Raw genomic sequence first — 21,473 nt, 5'->3', positions numbered from 1 at the left:
GCCTGCCGGCCACCCCAAACGACGGTAAGATGCGCCATCGCGCCAGCCCCACAGGGGGTGCTGACGGCATGGGGGAATCCAATGAACCGCATTTACCATCTTGTATGGAACGGAACGCTGCGTGTCGTGCAGGTCGCTTCCGAGCTTTCGTCGTCGCGTGCCGGCAGCATGGGCGGAGGCGGTGCGACCACGCTGCGTCAGCACCCGCTGTGGGGCGCCATCCTGGCGACCGGCCTGTGGGCCGTGGGCGTTCCAGCCATGGCTCAGGTTTGCCAGCCGACCGATACGACGACATGCAGCGCACAGGGTGGCGCGGCCGTGATCGACCGGGCAGGCGCGGGTGGAGCGGGCAACGGCCAGGGCGGTTTCGCGCGCTGGATCACGGGCGGTTCCGGCATCCTCCCGGTCGCCGGTGGCATGGCCAGCGGCGGAGTGGGCGGCGCGGGCGGCACGGGTAACGATAACGGCTCGGTGTTCGTTGCCGGTGGTGCCGGGGGCGCGGTCGGTACCGTTTCCACGACGCAGCCCATCGTGGGAGGCCGCGGTGGAGACGGCACCCCCGATATTCACGTTCCCGGTGGCGGCGGTGGCGGTGGCGCGGGCGTCTATACGAACGGCAGCTATTCGGTGCTGTTGAATTCCCCGGTCACCGGCGGCGCGGGCGGTACCGGTGGCGCCCCCGATGCCAATAGCGCGGCGGGTGGCGGTGGCGGCGGTGGTGGCGGCACGGGTGTCGTTATCCTGGGTGACGATAATCAGCTTCAGGTCGTCGCGGGTTCGTCGCTCGTGGGTGGTGCCGGCGGCGCCGGCGGATCGCAGGCCACGGGCGTGGCGTACGGCGGTAGCGGTGGTGGCGGTGGCGACGGTGCGTTGCTCTTCGGCGCAGATGCCTTGGTATCCAACAGCGGCACGATCCGCGGTGGGGCAGGAGGCGCTGGCGGCACTGCACAGGCGAGCGGCCTGGACGGTGCCTCCGGCGCGGGTATCCGCGCACAGAACGTCAGGTTGCAGCTTGCCAACCTCGGTGGCGCACTCATCGCAGGCGGGAATGCCACCGGCAACGGTGCCGCCGGTATCGGCGTGGTGACCCAGCAGGATGCGCACATCCAGAACTCAGGAACGATCGCCGGTGGCCTCACGGCGGGCGGTGGGTATGCGACGGCGGTCCTCTTCAATGGCACCGGTAACCTGCTGACCTTCCAGCCGGGATCGATGGCCCACGGCGCCCTCGAAGTGGCCGATGGCGGTAGCGCACAGGTGGTCGCGGCAGGCAACGTATCGATCGACGCCGTGAAGCTCGACGGCATCACGCCTGGCAGTGCGGCGATCACGCTGACGCCCAACAACGGCGTGCTCGACATCGCATCGATCGTCGGTACCGGCAACGTCACCAGCAATGGCGGGAATGGGTTGAGCCTGCACGGCGCCAACCTCGATGGCGCGCTGACGTTCGGCCATACCGGTGGCACGACCCTCAACGGCACCATGCAATCGACGGGATCGCAAACGTACGTGTCTCCCATCACGTTGGCCGGCAACAGTGCGCTCTGGAGCTTGACCACCGCGAACATCGATGTGCAGGGCGGCATCGATGGCCCGCAAGCGCTGACGATCGTCACGCAGGGCGCCGCGAACCTGCAGGGTGCCATCGGCAACAACCAGGCGTTGTGGAGCCTGATCGTGACCTCGGGCACCCTTACTGCCAACAGCATCCGTGCCGGGACGCTCAGCCTGTCCACGTCCGCGGGCGGCATCACGCAATCCGGAGCCTTCGTCATATCGGGCGCGAGTACCTTTATCGCCAACGGCAATGTGACGCTGACCAACGCGGGGAATTCGTTCGGCGGCGGCGTCACCGCGCAAGCTCGCAGCATCAGCCTGTCCAGCAGCGACAACCTCTCCGCCGGCTCCATCAACGCGGCCGTTTCGGTCAATCTTGCCGGCAATAGCGGCATGACCTTGACCGGCAACATCACGGCCCCCGTTTCCTTGTCGCTGAACAGCGGAGGGGGCAGTGTCACCCAGACGGCCGGTTCGATCGCGACGACCACGCTTACCGCGAATACCGCCGGCGACATCGACCTGTCGTCCGCCGGCAACGCGATCAGCGTGCTTGGCGACGTGGCAGCCGGTAACTTCACCCTTGCCAGTTCGAGCCCGCTCACGGTGGCGGGTGCCCTCGTCGCCCAGCGCGTGACGTTCGCCGTGCCATCGGGCGTCGTGGTGACCGGCTCGATCGATGCCGGCCTGGTGACGGACATCGATGCCGGAAACTCACTCACCATAGGCAACGGAGGCACGACCGGCACGCTCAATGGCTACGTGGCCAACAACGGCGTGCTGGCCTACAACCGCACGGGCACCGTCAGCTTCACCGGTGCTCTGGGTGGCAACGGCCAGTTGATCCAGCAGGGCAGCGGAACGCTCCTGTTCGACGGCGACGCGACGCCCTTCCTCGGCAGCACCCAGGTACAGGCCGGCAAGCTGGTGGTCGGCAGCGTCGCGGGCAGCAACGCCGTGCTGGCGGGCGACGTGAGCGTGGCCAATGGCGCCACCCTCGGCGGCCATGGACGCATCGATGGCGACGTGACCATGAACACCGGCTCGGTGCTTTCGCCGGGCAATTCCATCGGCACGCTCACCGTCGACGGTGACCTGACGATGGCGCAGGGCACCCGGATGGATGTCGAACTCGGCGCCTCGGGTAACGGCGACAAGGTGGTGGTGAACGGCGACCTCGCCCTGAATGGCGTCGCGCTGGACGTCAGCGATGCCGGTGGCATGGGGCCGGGTGTCTACAACATCTTCTCGTACACGGGCGGACTGACGACGACCAATGGCGGCCTGTCGTTCGGTACGACGCCGGCCGGGCACACGCTGCAGTTGCAGACGCTGACCGGCGCGAAGCAAATCAACATCCTCGACATCACCAACAACACGTTGCAGTTCTGGAACGCCAACGGGCTCGCCAGTGCGACGCAGATGGGCGGTGGCGACGGCACGTGGTCCACCACCTCGCCGGTGTGGACCGATCAGGATGGCAGCATCACCGGCGCCATGTCGCCGCAGCCGGGTTTCGCCGTGTTCGGCGGCACCGCGGGGGCGGTCGCCGTCGATGGCGGGGCGGGCCAGGTCAGCGCGATAGGCATGCAGTTCCTCAGCGACGGCTATCGCCTGAGCGGAGCTCCGATCCTGCTCACGTCGTCCAGTGGCGCGCCCATCATCCGCGTGGGAGACGGCAGCGCCACGACGGCCGGCTATGTCGCCACCATCGACTCCGTGCTGGAAGGTACGCAGGGGCTGGCGAAGAACGATGCCGGCACGCTCGTGCTCGGCGGCATCAACACGTACACCGGCGATACGATCGTCAACGGCGGCACGCTGTCCGTCGGTGACGACCGCAACCTCGGCGATGTGGCGAACGGCATCACCTTGAATGGCGGTGCGTTGCGCGTCACCGGCAACAGTTACACGTCGACGGATCGCGGTCTCGCGCTGACGAGTGGCGGTGCGATCGACATCGCCGATGCCTCGAACGCGTTCACTTGGAACGGCGCCATCGCAGGTGCGGGTGCGCTGGAGAAACGTGGTGCGGGCACGCTCGTGCTCGACCATGCCAATGCCTATACGGGTGGCACCTTCGTCAGTGCGGGAACCTTGCGCCTCGGCGATAGCGGTGCGATCGGTTCCGGTGCCTTGGCGCTGGGCTCCGGCAGCACGTTGGCATTCGCAACGGACGGCCTTGCGCTGACGAACGCCGTGACCGTGGCGGGCACCGCGTCGATCGACGTCGGTGGAACGGAGAAGGCTACCCTGAGCGGAGTCGTCGCGGACGGGACGACGGTGGGCGGCTTCACCAAGACTGGCACGGGCGAGCTCCTGCTGACCGGTGACAACACCTATACCGGCACCACGACGATCGACGCGGGCACGTTGCACGTGGGCGACGGCGGTACGCACGGTTCGGTCGTCGGCGACATCGTCGACCACGGCACCTTGCTGCTGGATCGCTCAAACGATGTGACCTATGCGGGGGCATTGTCCGGGGAGGGTGTGTTCCGCAAGCTCGGCGCGGGTGCGTTGCACCTTACCGGCGACAGCAGTGCATTCACCGGCAACACCGACGTCGCCAGTGGCACGCTGCGGCTGGACGGCAAGCTCGGCGGTAGCCTGTCGATGGCTGGCGGTACCGTCCTCACCGGCACGGGTACCGGCGGCAGTGTCGCCTTGCAGTCGGGTGCCGAAGTGTCGCCCGGTGGCGAAGGCATGCCTGCGACGCTCTCGTTCACGGGTGACCTCACCATGGCCGCCGGCACGCGCTACACCGTGGACGTCACGGATGCGGGGCAGGGCGATCGCATCGATGTCGCCGGCCACGCCAGCCTCGCGGGCGGGTCGGTGGTGAGCCTGGGCACGGGTGGCAACTGGGGCACGTCGACCACGTACACGATCCTCTCCGCCGCTGATGGCGTGAGCGGTACGTTCGGTGCCGTCTCCACGGACCTCGCCTTCCTCACGCCATCGCTGGCGTATACGGCGAACGCCGTGAACCTCACGCTTCGCCGGAATGCCGTGGCTTTCCCGGATGTGGCGCTCACGCGCAACCAGCGCGCCGCGGCGGGTGCGACGGAAGCGCTCGGCGCCGGTGCGTCCATCTACGACGCGATCCTCCGGCTCGACGCGGCCAGCGCACGTGCCGCGTTCGACAGCCTTTCCGGCGAGATCCACGCCAGTACGCGCACGGCCATCGCGGACGACCAGCGTTACCAGCGCGAGGCGATCAACAACCACCTGCTCAATGCGGGGGCCGCCAGCGACGGCGAGGGTGTCTCGGCCTGGGTGTCGGCCTGGGGTCATTGGGGCAACCACGACGGCGATGGCAACGCCGCGCGCATGAGCGCGAATGGCGGCGGCTTGCTGGTGGGTGCGGATACCGTCGTGGGTTCGGCCACGCGTGTCGGCTTCGCGCTCGGCACGGGGCAGATATCGGCCTCGACGCGCGCACGCGATGCTTCCGCCGATGTACGCACGCACACCGCCGGGTTGTATGCCGGTGGGCGCGAGGATGCGTTCCAGTGGCAGGCAGGCGCCTTGTACGGCCAGCAGAAGATCCGCACGCATCGCACGGCCACCATCGGCGATCTCTCGTCCCGCATCGGCAGCGATGACGATGCCCACGCCGCGCAAGGTTATGTCGAAGGCGCCTACGTCATCGACGGCACGCGCGGTTCGTGGGCACCGTTCGTCAATCTGGCCTACCAACAGCTGCGCACGCCGACCATCCACGAGCGCGGATCGATCGGTGCCCTTGACGTCGACGCCGACCGCTCTCACCAGACCTTCGGCACGCTCGGCCTGCGTGGCGAGGCGAAGCTGGGCGACACCGGCACGGCGGTCTTCGGCAGCCTGGGTTGGCGTCATGCCTGGGGCGACGTCGATTCCACCGCGCGCATGCGTTTCGCCGGCACCGGCACGAGCTTCGACATCCAGGGCGTTCCCGTCGCCGACGATGCGGGCGTGGTCACCGCGGGCCTGCGTTTCCGGCCTGCGCCAAGCGTCACCATCGATGCGACGTATAGCGGTCAGTTCGCGGGGGATGCGAAGGACCAGTCGGCGCGGTTGAGCCTTAGCTGGGCGTTTTGAGGTGAAGGAGGGCGGCGCCCGCGTGGCGCCGCCTTCTTGTCGAGATCAAGCCGTCACCGACAACCGTAACGGTTGTCCATCGAGCGCATCGATAAGCGCCCTCGCTCGTTGATACGTTGCCGCCTCCTGGTGTGATCCCCGCTCGGTCGCGGCATCGATCCACGCGTCGATATCGTCGCGGTTGATATGGGCTGGCGTTGCGTTCCATTCGTCGGAGCCGGCTATCCCATCAATAGGGAGGACCACGACTTGCATGATCGCGGACAGCTCATCAAAGGTAATGCGCCCGCTGAAATAGAGATCATTCACAGTGATCTCCACCGTTCTCAGTGTCATGTGCGCGAAATCGATACGCTCGATTCCATCCGGTGACGCGGACTTTTCCTTCGGAACTATTTTTTCTTGCTCCACCCGGGTCGATGATGGTTCGAGTGATGGGGCGGGTGGAACGGATGAAGGTATCTTCGTATACACGCGTTGTCTCCTTGACGCCGCTAATGCGGCTTCCAGGAGAAGCAAAGGCGATGCCTTGGAGTTGGATGTTGCGCGCGACGTGGCCTTGGCCTACACGATGGCAAGCCGAAGCGACGCGTTGTGATCCTGTGGGAATTGTCTCACCAAAAATATGGCGACACTTCATGCTTGAACAGGGCGTTCGCTGAATTTGTTTGGCGGCTAGGGTTAATAGAGTGCCCGCGCAGCAATCGGCTGTGGTTCTTGGAAGAAACACATGAAGCGAATGTTCTGTGTTGCGTTGTTCGGTGCGATCGCTCTGCCCTGTGCGGCTAGTGTGCAGGTCATCCAGGTGAAATCTGCCCAGGGTGGCACCGAATTTATCGTTGGAGGGAATTCTGTTTCGAGACACCATGGAGGAAATCCCGTTCTGGTGACCACACGCGAGGCAGGGCGTGGTCAGGCATATGCGACCATGAACGGGGCTCAGCTTCGGGAGGTCTCGTCCCGGCTCGTCTGCCGAAACGGCGGCGGCTGGACCGCGTGTCGGAATGGCCAGTCTGCGCAAGGCGAAGAGCGCGTATGGGATGCCACCGGTAAAGGCAATGGCACGTTCGCCATCCACGTTACGGAGTGGGCGTGGCCGAAAAGCACCTCCACGGCATCGTTCAGCATTCGCTGAGTCCGTGCGTGTGCTGATCCTTTAGCCGCCATGAGGATGAGTCCCTCAAAGGGGCTCATCCTCAAGAAGTATGCCCGTTTCAGATCTCCCACGGGGCGTGGCGAAGCAACAGGGTGCGCAGTGTGGAATCCTGTTCCGCCGGAGCATCAACCGGCGCCAGAACGTGCTTGAACTGGGTGCTGTCCAGAACAACTGCGGTGTGGTCCAGCAGCGCCTGCCTGGCCTTCTCGCAGGCGGCCTCCAGCATAAAGTCAGAAAGATTCGTGCAAGCCGTTCGTGCCGCTCGTTCGATCATGCGGCGCTGCGACACCGAGGCGTGGAGAGTGATGGTGGCTCGGCGAGCGATGGCGGTCATAGCCGAGCCTCGGAATAGGAAACCATCTTCCTACACAGCGTCGTAGCGATTACGAACCTCTTCTTTCGCGTGGCTTCTCTTTACCCGTGTCGATCTTCGTCGTGTGACTGTTCCGGTCGGGCATAGGTGCTGGAGCTGCTGTTGTCGTTTCGACTGACTTGGTGCCAGTCCACGCAGTCCACCATTTATCGAGCCCCTCCGGAGTGATCTGTGTTACTCCGGCGAGTCCGGCAAGCGCAACCAAGGCGTTCAGCCAGTTCAGTCGCTTCGTCAGCTTCTTGTCCCGGGTTTCCTGCTGTTCTTTCTGTAGTTCCTTCCTATCCTGTGTTGCGATCCGCTCCCGTCGTTCCGCATCCCGCCTGCTTTCGCGGACCACTTGGGCGAGGCGCTCCACTTGTGACACCGCTTCCTGAAACTGCTCGGCAATGTTCTGCTTGTCCCTAAGGAGGCCGTAGAAATCACGCAGCTCCCTTGTGTTCGGCAGAACGGGGTGGCCGAAATAATGCCCGGCCATGAAACAGGACACATGGCTGAGCGTGGCCTCCGCATGTGGTCCGGGTGTCTTGGCGGCCACGCTGATCGCATTCGCAATGTCATAGAGCGCGTTCTGGTAGGCGATGGCGAGCGCATGCGCCTGTGCGGCCCTCGCTGCCCGGGAGGCACCGTTTCCGTCGGCCATCACGGCGAAGCCCTGAGCATCCGCGAGACAACGAAGCCCGTTTACCTCGTTGAACCAGCTTGCACGGATCTTCGTGTTGCCCCGCAGATACCGTGCGACCTCGAGGTCCTCGTCCTTCTCGGAAGCCCACAGGAAATGGCGTACATCGTTGGACTCGATGACCTGCGGAAATCCAGGGTGATCCTTCGCGTAAGCTTTGGCTTGTCTGTTGGCTTCGTCGTAATCAGCTTCGGAATCTACCCAGACAATGGCGACCGCCTGTTCGTAGGGGGAATCGACGAAGAAGCGGAGCATTTCATGCCCGCTCAGATCGTCCGCATTTGTCCAGACCGAAGTCCTGGACGTGCGAATGGTCTTGGCTAGTGCGTCGACGAGGAACTTGCCCGGGAACGGGTTATTCGCGCGGCTCGCTGAAGGATGACCCGAGCAATCGATCAGTACGGCCTTGTACATGGCTTCTCCATGAGGGTTCGAACGGACACTGTCGACCGTATAACGGCGGCAGCAGCCGAACCTTTAGCCCTACAGGAGAACGAGCCCTCAATGAGGGCTCGCTGTCGGCCGCACGATAAGCTCGTTCACGTCCACCTCGTCCGGCTGTTCGATCGCATAGCCTATCGCGCGGGCGATGGCGTCGGGCTGGATGGCGATGCGGCGGTAGGCTTTCATCGCGTCGCGAGCGGCTTCATCGGAGATCGTATCGGCGAGTTCGGACTCGACGACGCCGGGCGACACCACCGTGACGCGGATGCAGTCGGTTTCCTGGCGCAGGCCATCGGAGATGGCGCGGACGGCGTATTTCGTGGCGCAGTACACGGCGGCCGTCGGCGAGACGGCATGGCCGCCGATGGACGAGACGTTGATCACGTGCCCGCGGCGGCGCGCTTCCATGCCCGGCAATACGGCGGCGATGCCGTGCAGCACGCCACGCACGTTCACGTCGATCATGCGGTTCCACTCGCCCAGCTTCAGGGCGTTGAGGGGCGAGAGCGGCATGACGCCGGCGTTGTTGACGATGACGTCGACCGGGCCGAAGGTCGATTCGGCGAAACCGGCGAAGGCCTGCATCTGGTCGAAGCGGGTGACATCCAGGGAACGGCAGGCGACGCGGCCACGCTCCCTGGCGAGCTCTTCGGCGAGTGCTTGCAGGCGCTCGATCCGGCGTGCACCGAGCACGACGCGGTGGCCCTGGCGAACCAGGTGGCGGGCGGTCGCTTCGCCGATCCCGCTGCTGGCACCGGTGATGAGGATGACCTTGGATGCTTGCGTAGGCATGGCGGTGGCTCCCTGGTTTGCGATAGAGCCATGCTAGGCAGGAGGGTGCCCGGCGCTAAGACCTGATCCTTGTCTCTTCTTGCCTATTTCTATGGATTGCCAAAGATTGACGCGCCTTTGGTCTGGGCGTATATCCCATTCCTATTGCCGCCGACCTGCCACCTCATCATGTCCCAACCTGCTTCCGTCGAAGCCCGCCGCGCTCGCATGGCCGACTTGATCACCCGGTTGGCACCCTCGGAGGGCTATACGCTGTCCGATGTGGACGGCGTCGCCTTCATGCGTTCCAACCGCGCGCTGGTGCGCACGCCGGCCTTGTACGAGCCGAGCATCGTCATCGTGGCGCAAGGCCGCAAGCGTGGTTTCCATGGCGGGCAAACCTATGTCTACGATGCGCAGCACTACTTCGCGCTGGCGGTGCCGTTGCCTTTCGAGATCGAGACGGAAGCCAGCGCGGAGGAACCGATGCTCGGCGTCGCCATTCGCATCGACCTCGCGGCGACCGCCGAGTTGGTGCTGGCCGTGGACGATCTCCGCCCGCAAGCGGATGTGCGGCCGGCCACCTTGTTCGCCACGCCGTTGGACGACCGTCTCGGCGATGCCGCGTTGCGTCTGCTCGAAGTGCTTTCCGATCCCGTGGAAGCGCGCCTGTTGGCACCGGGCATCGTGCGTGAGATCACCTATCGCGTGTTGACCGGTGAGCAGGGCGGCGCGTTGCGCGCGGCGCTGACGCAGGGCGGTCACTTCGGGCGGATCGCGAAGGCGTTGCGCCGCATTCATGCGGAGTACGCTCGCCCCCTCGATGTCGCCACCCTCGCCAGCGAGGCGAGCATGAGCGTGCCGACCTTCCATACGCATTTCAAGGCCGTGACCGCCACCTCGCCCATCCAGTACATCAAGGCGATGCGGCTCCACCACGCGCGCCTGCTGATGATTCGCGGCGGGCTCAGCGCGGCCACGGCATCCGAGCGTGTCGGCTACGAGAGCGCCTCGCAGTTCAGTCGCGAGTTCAAGCGCCTGTTCGGGCGTAGCCCGGTGGACGAGACGCGGCAACTGAAGGACCTGCTGGACCTCGCGCCCTCGGTTCAACGCGTGCCTGCCGTGCGGCATGCGTTGATCTCCTGAACGCCTACACGATCACGGCGGAAGCGAAGGTGTCGTCTTCTCGATGATACGCATCGACTCGGCGTTCTTCGCTTCCCATGCCGCGATGTCGGTCTTGCTCATCGGCGTGTCGTGGACGATGGCCGGGCGCCCGTTGATCGTGCTCATGGGTCGTTGCGAGGTGAGTGCGGGAAGGGCGGCGGGCGTGGCTCTCGCCTGCGTCAATTCGCGGGCGGTTCGCGCCACCGTTGCCCGCAATGCCTCGACCTGGGCCACATGGATCTCGCGGATGTAATAGCTGTACAGCACCGCCAGCGCCACCGCCATGGTGACGACGGCGCCCACGGCGGCGATGACCGGCGATCGGTGCGTGCGGGGTGTCCGGGCTCGCCGTGTCTCGCGAATCCAGGCAGGCATGTCCTCCAGCGAGGCATGCGGCATGGCCGGTTCCTCCACCGGGCCGAGCATGGCGCGTATCGCCTTGCCGTCGATCAGGCGGATGTGCCGGAACTTCGCCGCGGCCTCGATCGCCGCCGCGGTGAATTCGCCGGAGGTGACGACGATGGCGCCCGTGGCACCCGCCGTATGCATCACGCCGATGAGCTGGTGCACGTCGTTGTGCGGCACCTTCCAGCAGTTCCAGTGCTTGCATTGCACCAGGACGATTTCCTGGTCGCGGAACAGCTTGAGGTCGATGCCGCCGTCGGTGCGGTTCGTCCCGCCGCCGCCCGTGCCCACGTGCTCTACCCGGAAACCGGCGTTGCGGTAGTGGTCGGCGACCAACCGCTCGAAGGTCTCCCACGAGACACGGCTCAAGGCATCGTCGTGGCGATGGCTGACCGGTTTGAAGCCGCTCATCGGACGGCTTCCGGCGCGTGAAGCGGTTGCCGGCCCCGCTGGATGCATGTCTGCACTGCCATGGTTCTCCCTTCCCCGACGCGGCGCGGCCCCCCGGCTGGCTGGTCGGAACCGGCCGAATATATCGAAACCCCGGACGGATTCCTGTAGGCGAAAGACTACATCTCGATCTAAATCCGCGCGGTTCATCGACAACTCTTAGAATGCCTGCCGCTAGCCGGCACCCGGCGCAATGGAAGGTCTGCCCATGACGATGACGGTTCGAACGGTTTCCGCGGCGCTGCTCCTGGCGCTTCCACTCGGGTCCCACGCGGCCGGTTTCGACTGCGCCAAGGCATCCACGACGGTCGAGAAGGCCATCTGCGCCTCGCCAAAGGTGTCCGCCCTCGATGGGCAACTCGGCGATGCCTTCCGCGCCGCACTGGCGAACCATCCCGACAAGGCCGATGCGCTGAAACTCGACCAGCGGCATTGGCTCGCCGAGCGTGACGAGGCGGTCGCCACCTTCCTCGGCGATCACCCCGGCAAGCCCTTGTCCGCCGACGTGGCGTCGTACCCGTCGCGCATCGCCTTCTTGCGTGGCCTCGACAGCAAGGCGCCGAAGCCGTTGGACAGGGTCCAGGCGTCGTTGTCGCGCCTGCCTCCCGGCTCACACGACGTGCTCGGCGACCTGGCGAAGGCGGGCGTGGATATCGCCATCGCCACCGACGTACCCGTGGAAGACGCCAAGGCCTTTCCTTACGAACCGGACGCGGGTTTGCGTGAAGCGTTGGCCGGGCTCGACGCGTCCTCCGGCTACCGGAAGCTGCAGGGGTCGCCGGTCAGCTCCTTGTTCTCCGTCGGCGGTACGGCTCACTGCTGGACGGAGGCACCGTTCCGGATCGAGGGCAAGAAAGCCGTCACGGTCGAGGCGCCTGGGGCATGGGCATCGGACTGCATGTCGATGCACGGCATGGCCCGCGTCGGGAGCGATTTCATCGCGACGGTACTGTCCAATCCGTCGCCGGACGAACTGAACATCGAGGTCGGCCGCTGGGAAGGCCGTGCGTTCGGGCCGGATATTCAACTCACCCTGCGCTTCGACCATTCGCTGGTGCCTGCGGGCAGTGCCTGCGCGCCCAAACAATCACCCTGCGACGACTTCACCACCGCGGCCATGGCCGCCGTCACCCGCTACGAACGCAGTCCGATGCAGGGCACGCTCGACCGGCCGCTCAAAGGTGCGGAGAAGTCGGCGTACGACGCGATGGTCGCCGCCGCACGGGCGCCTTCCGGCATCGCTCCCAAGGGAGATACATCGAGCTATCCCGACCTGCCGGCCTTCGGCACCGACATCGCATCCGACCAGATGACCGGCTACGGCCCCGAGGCGACGTTCTTCCCGATCACCTTCCGCGGCGAGTCCTTGCTGGGCTTCATCGGCCACGGCCACGTCGGCTGGCGCATCAACGACGACTGGCTGGTGTCCGCGTGGCGCCTGAAAAACGGCAAGCTGGAGCCGGTCGCTTCGGCCTATATCGCGGTGAAACGCGGCCCGCTGTTGCTCTCGTCGATCGTGCCGTCTCCACCGCCGGAACAACACTGATCGCAAGTCGACCACCGCCTCCCGTTGATAGCCGACCTTGGTGAGAGCCGATCTGTGGTGTGAGCCGCTTTGGGTGGGAGCCGACTTTGTCGGCGATGGGTGCTTGCCGCGACCTGGCCCGCCGCCGCGGGATCGCCGACAAGGTCGGCTCCCACCAAGCGGTCTCCACTAAAGCAGTCGCCACCAAGGCGGTGCCGTGCTCAGCGAGCCTCCGTTCCCCGACCCTCATGGCATCCCCCCAGAATTGATGCTATATCGGCATCGTCACCCGGTTGCGGGGCCGCGAGTGACGACAAGCCAAGGAGGTTCTCCATGTTCCTCGTATCACGGATGTTCCGCGTCGCCGTTCCGGCTCTCCTGTTGGCGACCGCCGCGCAGGCCAGCCCTGCAGCCTCGCCGTCGCCATCCTGGATCGAACGCCGCGGCAGCTTCGTCCTGCCGGCTCAGGACAGTGCGCAGCTGGCACTCGTCGCCTTCGTGAATCCAGCGACGCATCGCGTCACCTACGGTTTTCGCGATCTCCCGCAACGCATGAACTGCGCGCCGGCCACGTTGGGCCGGGGGCAGGTCTACGACGTGGAAGGTACGCGAATATCTTTCAGCAAGGAGTGTGTGCGCGGAACCTTGACCTACATCCCGCGCAACGTGCCAGCGAAACGCGCTTTCGCCGCGTTGCTGGCCGAACGGAAGGTGCTGCATGTGCGTACGCCGTCGTTCTTCCCGCTGACCTTCGATCTATCGGGATTGCCGGCCGTGCAGCAACGGCTCGAGTTGGCTGCCGCCGCTCCCTCGAAACGCGGCGGCTGACGGACTCTGGTGGGAGCCGACTTTGTCGGCGATCCCGCGGCAGCGGGCCAGGTCGCAGCAAGCACCCATCGCCGACAAGGTCGGCTCCCACCAGAATGTTCCGATGCGCTTGTTCTATCAGGCCTTGCGACGGCGCAGCGCGTAGCCGATGCCGAGGATGGCGAACCACACCGGGCTGGCGATCAAGGCCTGGCGCGTGTCGCTTTCCAGGGCCAGCAAGACCAGTACGAAGGCGAAGAACACCAGGCATACCCAGCACATGACCACGCCGCCGGGCATCTTGTAGCTGGACACCGCATGCAACTCCGGCCGGTGCTTCCGGTAGGCGATGTAGGCGATGAGGATCAGCGACCAGACGAACATGAAGAGGATCGCGGCGAGCGTCGTCACCAGGGTGAAGGCCGTGACCAGGTTCGGGATCACATAGACCAGCATGGCGCCGCCGAGCAGGCAGATGCACGAGAAGAGCAGGCCCCGCGACGGCACGGCGGCCTTCGACAAGTGCTTGAAGGTCGACGGCGCATGGTCTTCCTCGGCCAGGCCATAGAGCATGCGGCTGGTAGAGAAGATCCCGCTGTTGGCCGAGGAGGTGGCCGAGGTGAGCACGACGAAGTTGATCAGGCTGGCGGCGGCGGGAATGCCCGCCAGCACGAACAGTTCCACGAAGGGGCTCTTGCCCGGCAACACCTGCCGCCACGGTGTCACCGCCATGATCACCACGAGTGCGAGCACGTAGAACAGGATGATGCGCACGGGGATCGAGTTGATCGCCTTGGGCAGGTTGCGTTCCGGGTCGGCGGTTTCGGCGGCGGTGGTGCCCACCAGTTCGATGCCGACGAAGGCGAACACGGCGATCTGGAAGCCGGCGAAGAATCCGCCGATGCCCATCGGGAACATGCCGCCGTCGCTCCACAGGTTGGTTAGCGAGGCCACGTGGCCATCGGGCGAGCGGAAGCTCCAGGCGACCATGCCGAAGCCGGTGACGATGAGCGCGCAGATGGCGATGATCTTGATTAACGCGAACCAGAATTCCAGTTCGCCGAAGAGCCGTACCGTGGTGAGGTTCAACGCCAGCAGCAGGAGTACGCAAAGTACCGCGGGTATCCAGGGCGCGAGGCCGGGAAACCAGAATTGCGCGTACGAGGCGATGGCGATGACATCGGCGATCGCCGTGATGATCCAGCAGAACCAGTAGGTCCAGCCGCAGAAGAACCCGGCCCACGGGCCGAGCAGGTCGGTGGAGAAGTCGATGAAGGACTTGTAGCCGAGGTTGGAGAGCAGCAGCTCACCCATCGCGCGCATGACGAAGAACAGCATCACGCCGATGATGAGGTAGACGAAAAGGATGGACGGGCCGGCGAGGCTGATCGTCTTGCCCGACCCCATGAACAACCCGGTGCCGATGGCGCCGCCGATGGCGATCAGCTGCAGGTGGCGGTTCGACAGGCTGCGCCTGAGGTGTTCGGGTGACTGCTCAGGCGCGTGGCTCATCGGCATTCGGCTCGGCTCGGGACGGAAGCGGGCACCATACGGGCAGGGGCGGGGTGACGGCAAGGCATGAGCCGGATCGGCGAAAGGGTCGGCTCCCCCAGGTTCTCCGAATGTCCTGTGGGAGCCGCTTCAGCGGCGATGGCTCGCTGCGCCCTGTACTATCCAGCCAGAACGCGACACGCATCCCGCCCCGGAGCCGCCCTGCATGATCGACCCCGCCCATATCGCTCTGATCGAGGCTTACCTCGATGCATACAACCGCTTCGACATCGATGGCATGCTTGCCACCTTGTCCGACGATGTGCGCTTCGAGCACCACAGTGGGGGCGAGTTGAGCGTGGCGACCGAGGGCAAGGTGGATTTCGAGAAGCTGGCGCGGGTGGGTGCGGCCATGTTCGCTTCGCGCCAGCAGTTCGTGACCGAGCTGCGTGAGGTTGGCGACGCGGTGATCGCGGACATCCAGTTCCATGGCGAGATCGCCGACGATATTCCCGATGGTCCCGGTGCGGGTACCGTCATCGAAATGCGTGGAACATCGGAGTTCCGCTTCGCGGGCGGGAAGATCGTCCGGGTCGTCGATAAAGCCTGAGCCGGCCGGTCTCCAAGGTTCCGGGCTACCGGATTCAAGCCACCACGCGTTCGACCGCCGCCAGTAGGCTCTTGCGATCGTAGGGCTTGGCCAGGTAGGCCATGCTCTCGCCCAGCCAGGGGTGCTGTTCCTGCAATTCCCCCGAGGTCACCACGACAGGCATGTCCGCATGGCGCATGGCGAGGTCCTGGCCGGACAACGAGCCAGGCATGCGCAGGTCGGTGAACAGGACATCCGCTTTTTCCGTCTGCAACCACCGTTCGGCGGTGTCGCCATCGGGCACGGTATGCACGCGATGACCCTCCCCTTCGAGGATCATCGCGGTGAGTTCGCGGATGAGGTCGTCGTCCTCCACGAGAAGGACGACGAGCGGACGTGCAGTGGCCATGGCGATCCGCTTGCGAGGAGGAAGGTCTGCGATGCAGCTAGCTCCGCTTGGCGTGAATGCGGTGTCAAAGATAGATTCCGCCAGGCCCGGCGCGCTCAGAATCCTTCGAGCACGATCTTGCCTTTCGCCTTGTGGCTTTCGATCAGCTTGTGCGCGCGGCGAAGGTTCTCCGCCGTGATCGCGCCGAAGTGTTCGCCGAGCGTGGTGCGCAACACGCCGCTATCGACCAGTTCCGCCACGCGGTCGAGCAGGTCGTGTTGCTTGCCCATGTCCGGCGTCTGGTAGGTCGAACGGGTGAACATCGATTCCCAGTGAAGCGAGATGGACTTGCGCTTGAGCTTGGTCGCATCGAGCGAGGCGGGATCGTCGATGAGCCCGAACTGGCCCTGCGGCTTCACGATCTCCACGATCTGCTCGTAGTACGCGTCGGTGTGGGTGAGGCTCACGAGGTGGTCGACTTGCCCGATGCCGAGCGCTTCCAGCTGCGGGGCGAACGGCTTGCCGTGATCGATCACGTGATGCGCGCCGAGTTCGCGAACCCAGTTCGCCGTTTCTTCGCGCGAGGCCGTGCCGATGACCTTGAGCCCGGTCAGGCGGCGGGCCAGTTGCACGAGGATGGAACCGACGCCGCCACCGGCGCCGATGATGAGGATCGACTCGCCGTGGTTGCCGCCTTCGACGACTTTCAGGCGATCGAACAGCATCTCCCATGCCGTGATCGCGGTCAGCGGCAGGGCGGCCGCATCGGCGTCGTCCAGGCTGCGCGGCTTGCGGCCGACGATGCGTTCGTCGACGACCTGGAAGGGAGCGTTGCTTCCCGGGCGCAGCAGGGAGCCCGCGTAGAACACTTCGTCGCCTTCCTTGAACAGGGTGACATCGGCACCCACCGCGGCCACGGTACCCACGGCGTCGAAACCGAGGATGCGCGGCGCCGTCACCGGCATGTTGTTCCTGACCTTGGTGTCGACCGGGTTCACGGATACGGCGCGGACGGCGACCAGCAGGTCGCGCGGACCCGGCACGGGTTGCGGCAGATCGATCTCGACCAGGGCGTTCGGGTCGTCGATGGGCAGGCCGTGCTGGGTGTAGACGATCGCTTTCACAGGGGGCTCTCCGTTGGGAATGCCCCATCGTCCTCCCTTCGGCCCGGACGAAAAACCCGCGGACCGCGCCATCAGTTTCTTCGTTGCGTTGAAGATCGCGCATTCCTGGACAGGGACCCCGCCAAAAAGGCCGATACCCAGGTTCCGCTTCTGCCCCTATGATGCGCCCCACGATCGACAACGTTTCAGGGGGAACGGCATGTCGGAGGGGAAAACGGGCAGCGTGCTCGGCGACCGTCGTTTCGTCGCCGAGATGGATGCCCTGCAGAAGTTCGGCCGGATGGAACGGGAAGCGCAGTTGGGCGATGCCCAGGCGCAGTTCATGGTGGCGCAGATGTTTGCCGAGGGCGACCACGTCGCCCAGGACCGGCTGCGCGCGGCCCACTGGTTTCGCCGCGCCGCGGAGCAAGGCCATCTCGAAAGCCAATGCCACCTCGCCGCGCATTACGCGGAAGGCCTGGGTGTGCCGCGCGACCCGTTCGAGGCGGCGGGCTGGTACCGGCGCGCGGCGGAAGCCGGCTCGGCCGATGCGCAGGGTGCCTTGGGCACGCTTTACGCGCGCGGCCAGGGCGTGGCCCTGGATCGCCGGGAAGCGCTGCGCTGGTGGGGCCGCGCCGCGGAGCAGGGTCACGTGCAGGCATGCGTGAACCTGGGCGTCTCGCATTATTTCGGTCGTGGCGTTCCCCGGGACGCCGAACTCGCCTTCGCCTTCTACAGCCGGGCGGTGGAACGCGGCGCGCCGGGCGCGCGTGGCTATAGCGACGCGCTTTGCAGTCTCGCGCATATGTACTGCGACGGTATCGGCGTGGCTCGCGATCCGGCCATGGGCGCGCACTACTACCGGCGTGCGGCGGAGTTGGGCAGCGGTATCGCCCAGTTCACCCTCGGCAAGCTTTACCTCGACGCCAGCGCGCAACCGGAAGACCGCGAGCAGGCCCGGTACTGGCTTGGCCGCGCCGCCGAACAGGGCGACAGCGAAGCCCGTCGGCACCTCGCCACGCTGGACGCCGAACTCGCCCCGGCGGCAAATACCCCGGCAAGCACCCCTGCGCCGGAACGGCTGGCCCAGCTCGGTCCCCAGGATGCGGCCGGGCAATTCCTGCTAGGCCAGCGGCTGGCGTCAGGCGATGGCGTGGCGCGCAACGATCGCGAAGCCGTCCGCTGGCTGGCGCTGGCGGCGGAGCGCGGCCATGTGGCGGCCCAGTACGCGCTGTCGCGCATGATCGACGCCGGCCGCGGCGTTCCCCGCAACATCGAGGAAGTGCTGCGCCTGCTGCGTTGCGCGGCCGGTGCGGGCCATGCCGATGCCCAGTTCGAACTGGGCGTGTTGCACGGTCGCGGCGACGGGGTGCCGCGGAACCAGGCGATCGCCCGGGCCTGGTTCCGCAAGGCCGCCGCGCGCGGGCACCTCAAGGCGTTGCGCAAGCTGGAACGGCGATCCTGGTGGCGGGTCTGGTAGGTGCCCTGCGCCGCAACATCCTGCGGCCGTGACTTCCGGCGCTTCCTTTCCCACCGCACTCGGATGACCATCGGGCGAATCGATCGAACCCAAGGGCCCATCCGAATGCGTACTCCTCTCGTCAGCGCGATCGCTTTCGCGCTCGCCGGTCTCTCCGCCGTGGCCGTCGCCGCCCCGGCCGACGACACCAGCCAGCTCGCCACCACCCAGCTGCCCCGCAGCGTGCGCCCGACGCATTACGATGTTTCCGTCGTACCGCACGCGGACAAGCTCGCCTTCGACGGCAAGGTCGCCATCGGCATCGACGTGCTGGAGCCCACCGCGTCCATCACGCTCAACGCGGTGGACATGACCTTCGCCCACGTAACCCTCGTCCCGGCGAAGGGCAAGGCGAAGTTCACGGCGCCCAAGGTCGCGATCGACGCGGATGCGCAGACGGTGACCTTCACCTTCGACCATGCCGTTCCCGCCGGCGGCTATACGCTGTCGATGGATTACACCGGCAAGATCGGCACGCAGGCCAACGGCCTGTTCGCGATCGACTACGACACCAAGGCCGACGGCAAGAAGCGCGCGCTGTACACGCAGTTCGAGAACTCCGACGCCCGCCGCTTCGTGCCCTCGTGGGACGAGCCGGCCTACAAGGCGACCTTCACGCTCTCGGCGACGGTGCCGAGCAACCAGATGGCGGTGAGCAACATGCCCGCCGCGTCGAAGAAGGACCTGGGTAACGGCCTGACCAAGGTCTCGTTCCAGCCTTCGCCGAAGATGTCCACCTACCTGTTGTTCTTCGGCCTGGGCGAATTCGATCGCGCCACCACGAAGAGCGACGGCGTTGAGATCGGCGTCATCACGCAGAAGGGACTCACCTCGCAGGCGCAGTTCACGCTCGACACGGGCAAGGCCGTGCTGCAGGAATACAACGCGTACTTCGGCGTGCCGTATCCGCTGCCCAAGCTCGACAACATCGCCTCGCCGGGTTCGAGCCAGTTCTTCTCGGCGATGGAGAACTGGGGCGCCATCTACACTTTCGAATACGCACTGCTGCTCGACCCGTCCATCTCCACGCAGTCCGACAAACAGGAAGTGTTCAACACCGCCGCGCACGAAATGGCGCACCAGTGGTTCGGCGACCTGGTGACCATGCGCTGGTGGGACGACCTCTGGCTCAACGAAGGCTTCGCCTCGTGGCTGGCCTCGCGCACCACCGAGCGCCTGCATCCGGAATGGCATACCAACCTCGAAGCGGTGTTCATCCGCGAAGCGGCGATGTCGCGCGATGCCGTCGCCACCACCCACCCGGTGGTGCAGCACGTGGCGACCGTGGAGCAGGCCAGTCAGGCCTTCGATTCGATCACCTACTCCAAGGGCGAGTCGGTGATCCGCATGCTCGAAGCCTATGTGGGCGCGGATACGTGGCAGAAGGGCGTGCAGGCGTACATCAAGGCGCATGCGTACTCGAACACGGTGTCCGACGACCTGTGGAAGGAAATCGACGCGGCGGCGGGCAAGCCGGTGAGCACCATCGCCCACGACTTCACGTTGCAGCCGGGCATCCCGCTGGTGCGCGTGGAATCGGTGTCGTGCGCGAATGGCTCCACCACGCTGAAACTGACGCAGGGTGAGTTCACCCGTGACCGTCCCGAGAAGAAGGCGCTTGCTTGGCACGTGCCGGTGATCGCGAAGACGGTCGGTGGCACGCCTTCGTCGACGTTGCTTTCCGACGGTACCGGCACGCTCACCGTCGCCGGTTGCACGCCGGTGCTGGTCAACGCGGGCCAGACCGGCTACTACCGCACCCTCTACGCGCCGGCGCAGATCAAGGCGTTGCAGGGCGCGTTCGCCAAGCTCGATCCGATCGACCAGCTCGGCCTCACCGCCGACGTCTGGGCGCTCGGCATGGGTGGCCTGCAGCCCGCGTCCGACGTGCTCGACCTCATCAAGGCCGCCCCGCTGGATGCCACGCCGCTGCTGTGGGACGGCATCGCCAGCGACTTCTCCACGCTCGACGATTACTACCAGGGCGACACGAAGCGCCAGGCCGCGCTGCGCAAGTACGCGATCTCCCGCCTTTCGCCGAAGTTCGAGCAGGTCGGTTGGGAAGCCAAGCCGGGCGAGGAAGCACCGGTGGCGGTCCTGCGTGCGCACCTCATCGGTACGCTGGCCCACCTGGGCGACGCGAAGGTCATCGCCGAGGCACGCCGCCGCTACGAGACGAACACGATGCCGGCCGAGCTGCGCAAGTCGATCCTCGCCGTGGTCGCTTCGCATGCCGACGCCGCCACGTGGGACAAGCTCCACGCGGAAGCCAAGGCGGAGAAGACGCCGTTGGTGAAGGATCGCCTGTACGCCCTGCTGGGAACGACGGAAGACGAGGCGCTCGCGAAGCGCGCACTCGATCTCGCGCTCACCGATGAGCCCGGTGCGACCAACAGTGCCGGCATGATCTCCGCCGTCTCGCGCGCACATCCGGAGCTGGCCTTCGATTTCGCCGTGGCACACAAGGACACGGTCGATCATTTCGTCGACTCGACGTCGTCGGCGCGTTACTACCCGATGCTGGCCGGTGGCTCGCTCGACCTGTCCACGATCGACAAGATCAAGGCCTTCGCCGACAAGTACATCGCCGCGACCTCGCGCCGCGACGCGGAAACCAGCATCGCGAACATCCGCTACCGCGCCATGGTCCGCAAGGAACGCCTGCCGGCGATCGATGCGTGGTTGAAGAAGAACGGCTGATCGACACCTTGAGTGATGGGCCCGCCGGTCGCGAGACCGGCGGGTTTTTTTGTGCCCGACATCCCGGTGAGATTTCTAGTGACAGCCCCGGCGCACGCCCTGGTGGGAGCCGACCCTGTCGGCGATGGGTGCTTGCCTCAGCATTGGGCAAGCCCTTGTGGAGCCGCTTCAGCGGCGATGGGTGCTTGCCTCAGCATTGGGCAAGCCCTTGTGGGAGCCGCTTCAGCGGCGATGGGTGCTTGCCTCGACCTGGCCCGCTGCCG

Annotated in this window: 16 protein-coding genes; 8 read left to right on the top strand and 8 right to left on the bottom strand. The window is 65.7% G+C overall.

Translation table 11 applies throughout. The annotated features are described in order from the left end of the window. Positions 1 to 81 precede the first annotated feature (81 nt). Positions 82 to 5,643, top strand: coding sequence for an autotransporter domain-containing protein (locus ACN9M2_RS15855; RefSeq protein WP_426285596.1), 5,562 nt, complete (start codon positions 82 to 84; stop codon positions 5,641 to 5,643). A gap of 45 nt (positions 5,644 to 5,688) precedes the next feature. Here ACN9M2_RS15855 and ACN9M2_RS15850 read toward each other — a convergent pair whose 3' ends face one another. After that, positions 5,689 to 6,117 carry a hypothetical protein gene (locus ACN9M2_RS15850; protein WP_426285595.1) on the bottom strand — a complete coding sequence of 143 codons (429 nt, stop codon included), beginning with the start codon at positions 6,115 to 6,117 and terminating at the stop codon, positions 5,689 to 5,691. 256 nt (positions 6,118 to 6,373) lie between these two features. Between ACN9M2_RS15850 and ACN9M2_RS15845 the strand changes: the two genes are divergently transcribed. Next, on the top strand, positions 6,374 to 6,778 hold the full coding sequence (locus tag ACN9M2_RS15845) for a DUF4879 domain-containing protein (RefSeq protein ID WP_426285594.1): 405 nt from the start codon (positions 6,374 to 6,376) through the stop codon (positions 6,776 to 6,778). Positions 6,779 to 6,857: 79 nt separating this feature from the next. Here ACN9M2_RS15845 and ACN9M2_RS15840 read toward each other — a convergent pair whose 3' ends face one another. From ACN9M2_RS15840 to ACN9M2_RS15830, 3 genes are all read right to left on the bottom strand, one after another. Then, positions 6,858 to 7,133 carry a DUF1778 domain-containing protein gene (locus ACN9M2_RS15840; protein WP_426285593.1) on the bottom strand — a complete coding sequence of 92 codons (276 nt, stop codon included), beginning with the start codon at positions 7,131 to 7,133 and terminating at the stop codon, positions 6,858 to 6,860. A 49-nt stretch (positions 7,134 to 7,182) separates the two neighbouring features. Next, positions 7,183 to 8,265 carry a hypothetical protein gene (locus ACN9M2_RS15835; protein ID WP_426285592.1) on the bottom strand — a complete coding sequence of 361 codons (1,083 nt, stop codon included), beginning with the start codon at positions 8,263 to 8,265 and terminating at the stop codon, positions 7,183 to 7,185. An 87-nt stretch (positions 8,266 to 8,352) separates the two neighbouring features. Continuing rightward, the gene (locus ACN9M2_RS15830) at positions 8,353 to 9,087 is read right to left on the bottom strand and encodes an SDR family oxidoreductase (RefSeq protein ID WP_426285591.1); all 735 of its coding nucleotides are present in this window, start codon (positions 9,085 to 9,087) and stop codon (positions 8,353 to 8,355) included. Between the two features lie 207 nt (positions 9,088 to 9,294). On the opposite strand from ACN9M2_RS15830, the gene ACN9M2_RS15825 reads away from it, so the two are divergent. Continuing rightward, entirely contained in the window at positions 9,295 to 10,212 is a 918-nt protein-coding gene (locus ACN9M2_RS15825) for an AraC family transcriptional regulator N-terminal domain-containing protein (RefSeq protein ID WP_426285590.1), read from the top strand. A gap of 12 nt (positions 10,213 to 10,224) precedes the next feature. On the opposite strand, the gene ACN9M2_RS15820 is transcribed toward ACN9M2_RS15825, so the two are convergent. Further along, positions 10,225 to 11,049 carry a restriction endonuclease gene (locus ACN9M2_RS15820; protein ID WP_426285589.1) on the bottom strand — a complete coding sequence of 275 codons (825 nt, stop codon included), beginning with the start codon at positions 11,047 to 11,049 and terminating at the stop codon, positions 10,225 to 10,227. A 247-nt stretch (positions 11,050 to 11,296) separates the two neighbouring features. Between ACN9M2_RS15820 and ACN9M2_RS15815 the strand changes: the two genes are divergently transcribed. Further along, a complete protein-coding gene (locus tag ACN9M2_RS15815; RefSeq protein WP_426285588.1) occupies positions 11,297 to 12,634 on the top strand; it encodes a lysozyme inhibitor LprI family protein in 1,338 nt (445 codons plus the stop codon). A 312-nt stretch (positions 12,635 to 12,946) separates the two neighbouring features. Next, positions 12,947 to 13,441, top strand: coding sequence for a hypothetical protein (locus ACN9M2_RS15810; RefSeq protein ID WP_426285587.1), 495 nt, complete (start codon positions 12,947 to 12,949; stop codon positions 13,439 to 13,441). Between the two features lie 117 nt (positions 13,442 to 13,558). Here ACN9M2_RS15810 and cycA read toward each other — a convergent pair whose 3' ends face one another. After that, a complete protein-coding gene (gene cycA, locus ACN9M2_RS15805; RefSeq protein ID WP_426285586.1) occupies positions 13,559 to 14,938 on the bottom strand; it encodes a D-serine/D-alanine/glycine transporter in 1,380 nt (459 codons plus the stop codon). 199 nt (positions 14,939 to 15,137) lie between these two features. Between cycA and ACN9M2_RS15800 the strand changes: the two genes are divergently transcribed. Next, a complete protein-coding gene (locus ACN9M2_RS15800) occupies positions 15,138 to 15,521 on the top strand; it encodes a nuclear transport factor 2 family protein (protein ID WP_426285585.1) in 384 nt (127 codons plus the stop codon). 34 nt (positions 15,522 to 15,555) lie between these two features. Here the strand turns inward: ACN9M2_RS15800 and ACN9M2_RS15795 are convergent, their stop codons facing one another. Together ACN9M2_RS15795 and ACN9M2_RS15790 are read right to left on the bottom strand one after the other, a co-directional pair. Then, positions 15,556 to 15,909 carry a response regulator gene (locus tag ACN9M2_RS15795; RefSeq protein WP_426285584.1) on the bottom strand — a complete coding sequence of 118 codons (354 nt, stop codon included), beginning with the start codon at positions 15,907 to 15,909 and terminating at the stop codon, positions 15,556 to 15,558. A 95-nt stretch (positions 15,910 to 16,004) separates the two neighbouring features. Further along, entirely contained in the window at positions 16,005 to 17,012 is a 1,008-nt protein-coding gene (locus ACN9M2_RS15790; RefSeq protein ID WP_426285583.1) for a zinc-binding alcohol dehydrogenase family protein, read from the bottom strand. 199 nt (positions 17,013 to 17,211) lie between these two features. On the opposite strand from ACN9M2_RS15790, the gene ACN9M2_RS15785 reads away from it, so the two are divergent. Together ACN9M2_RS15785 and ACN9M2_RS15780 are read left to right on the top strand one after the other, a co-directional pair. Then, a complete protein-coding gene (locus tag ACN9M2_RS15785; RefSeq protein WP_426285582.1) occupies positions 17,212 to 18,471 on the top strand; it encodes a tetratricopeptide repeat protein in 1,260 nt (419 codons plus the stop codon). Between the two features lie 105 nt (positions 18,472 to 18,576). Next, entirely contained in the window at positions 18,577 to 21,210 is a 2,634-nt protein-coding gene (locus tag ACN9M2_RS15780) for a M1 family metallopeptidase (protein ID WP_426285581.1), read from the top strand. The last annotated feature ends 263 nt before the right edge of the window (positions 21,211 to 21,473 follow it).

Source organism: Luteibacter sp. E-22 (assembly GCF_049913125.1).
Lineage (GTDB): Bacteria > Pseudomonadota > Gammaproteobacteria > Xanthomonadales > Rhodanobacteraceae > Luteibacter.
This window is presented reverse-complemented; position numbering and strand designations above follow the sequence as displayed.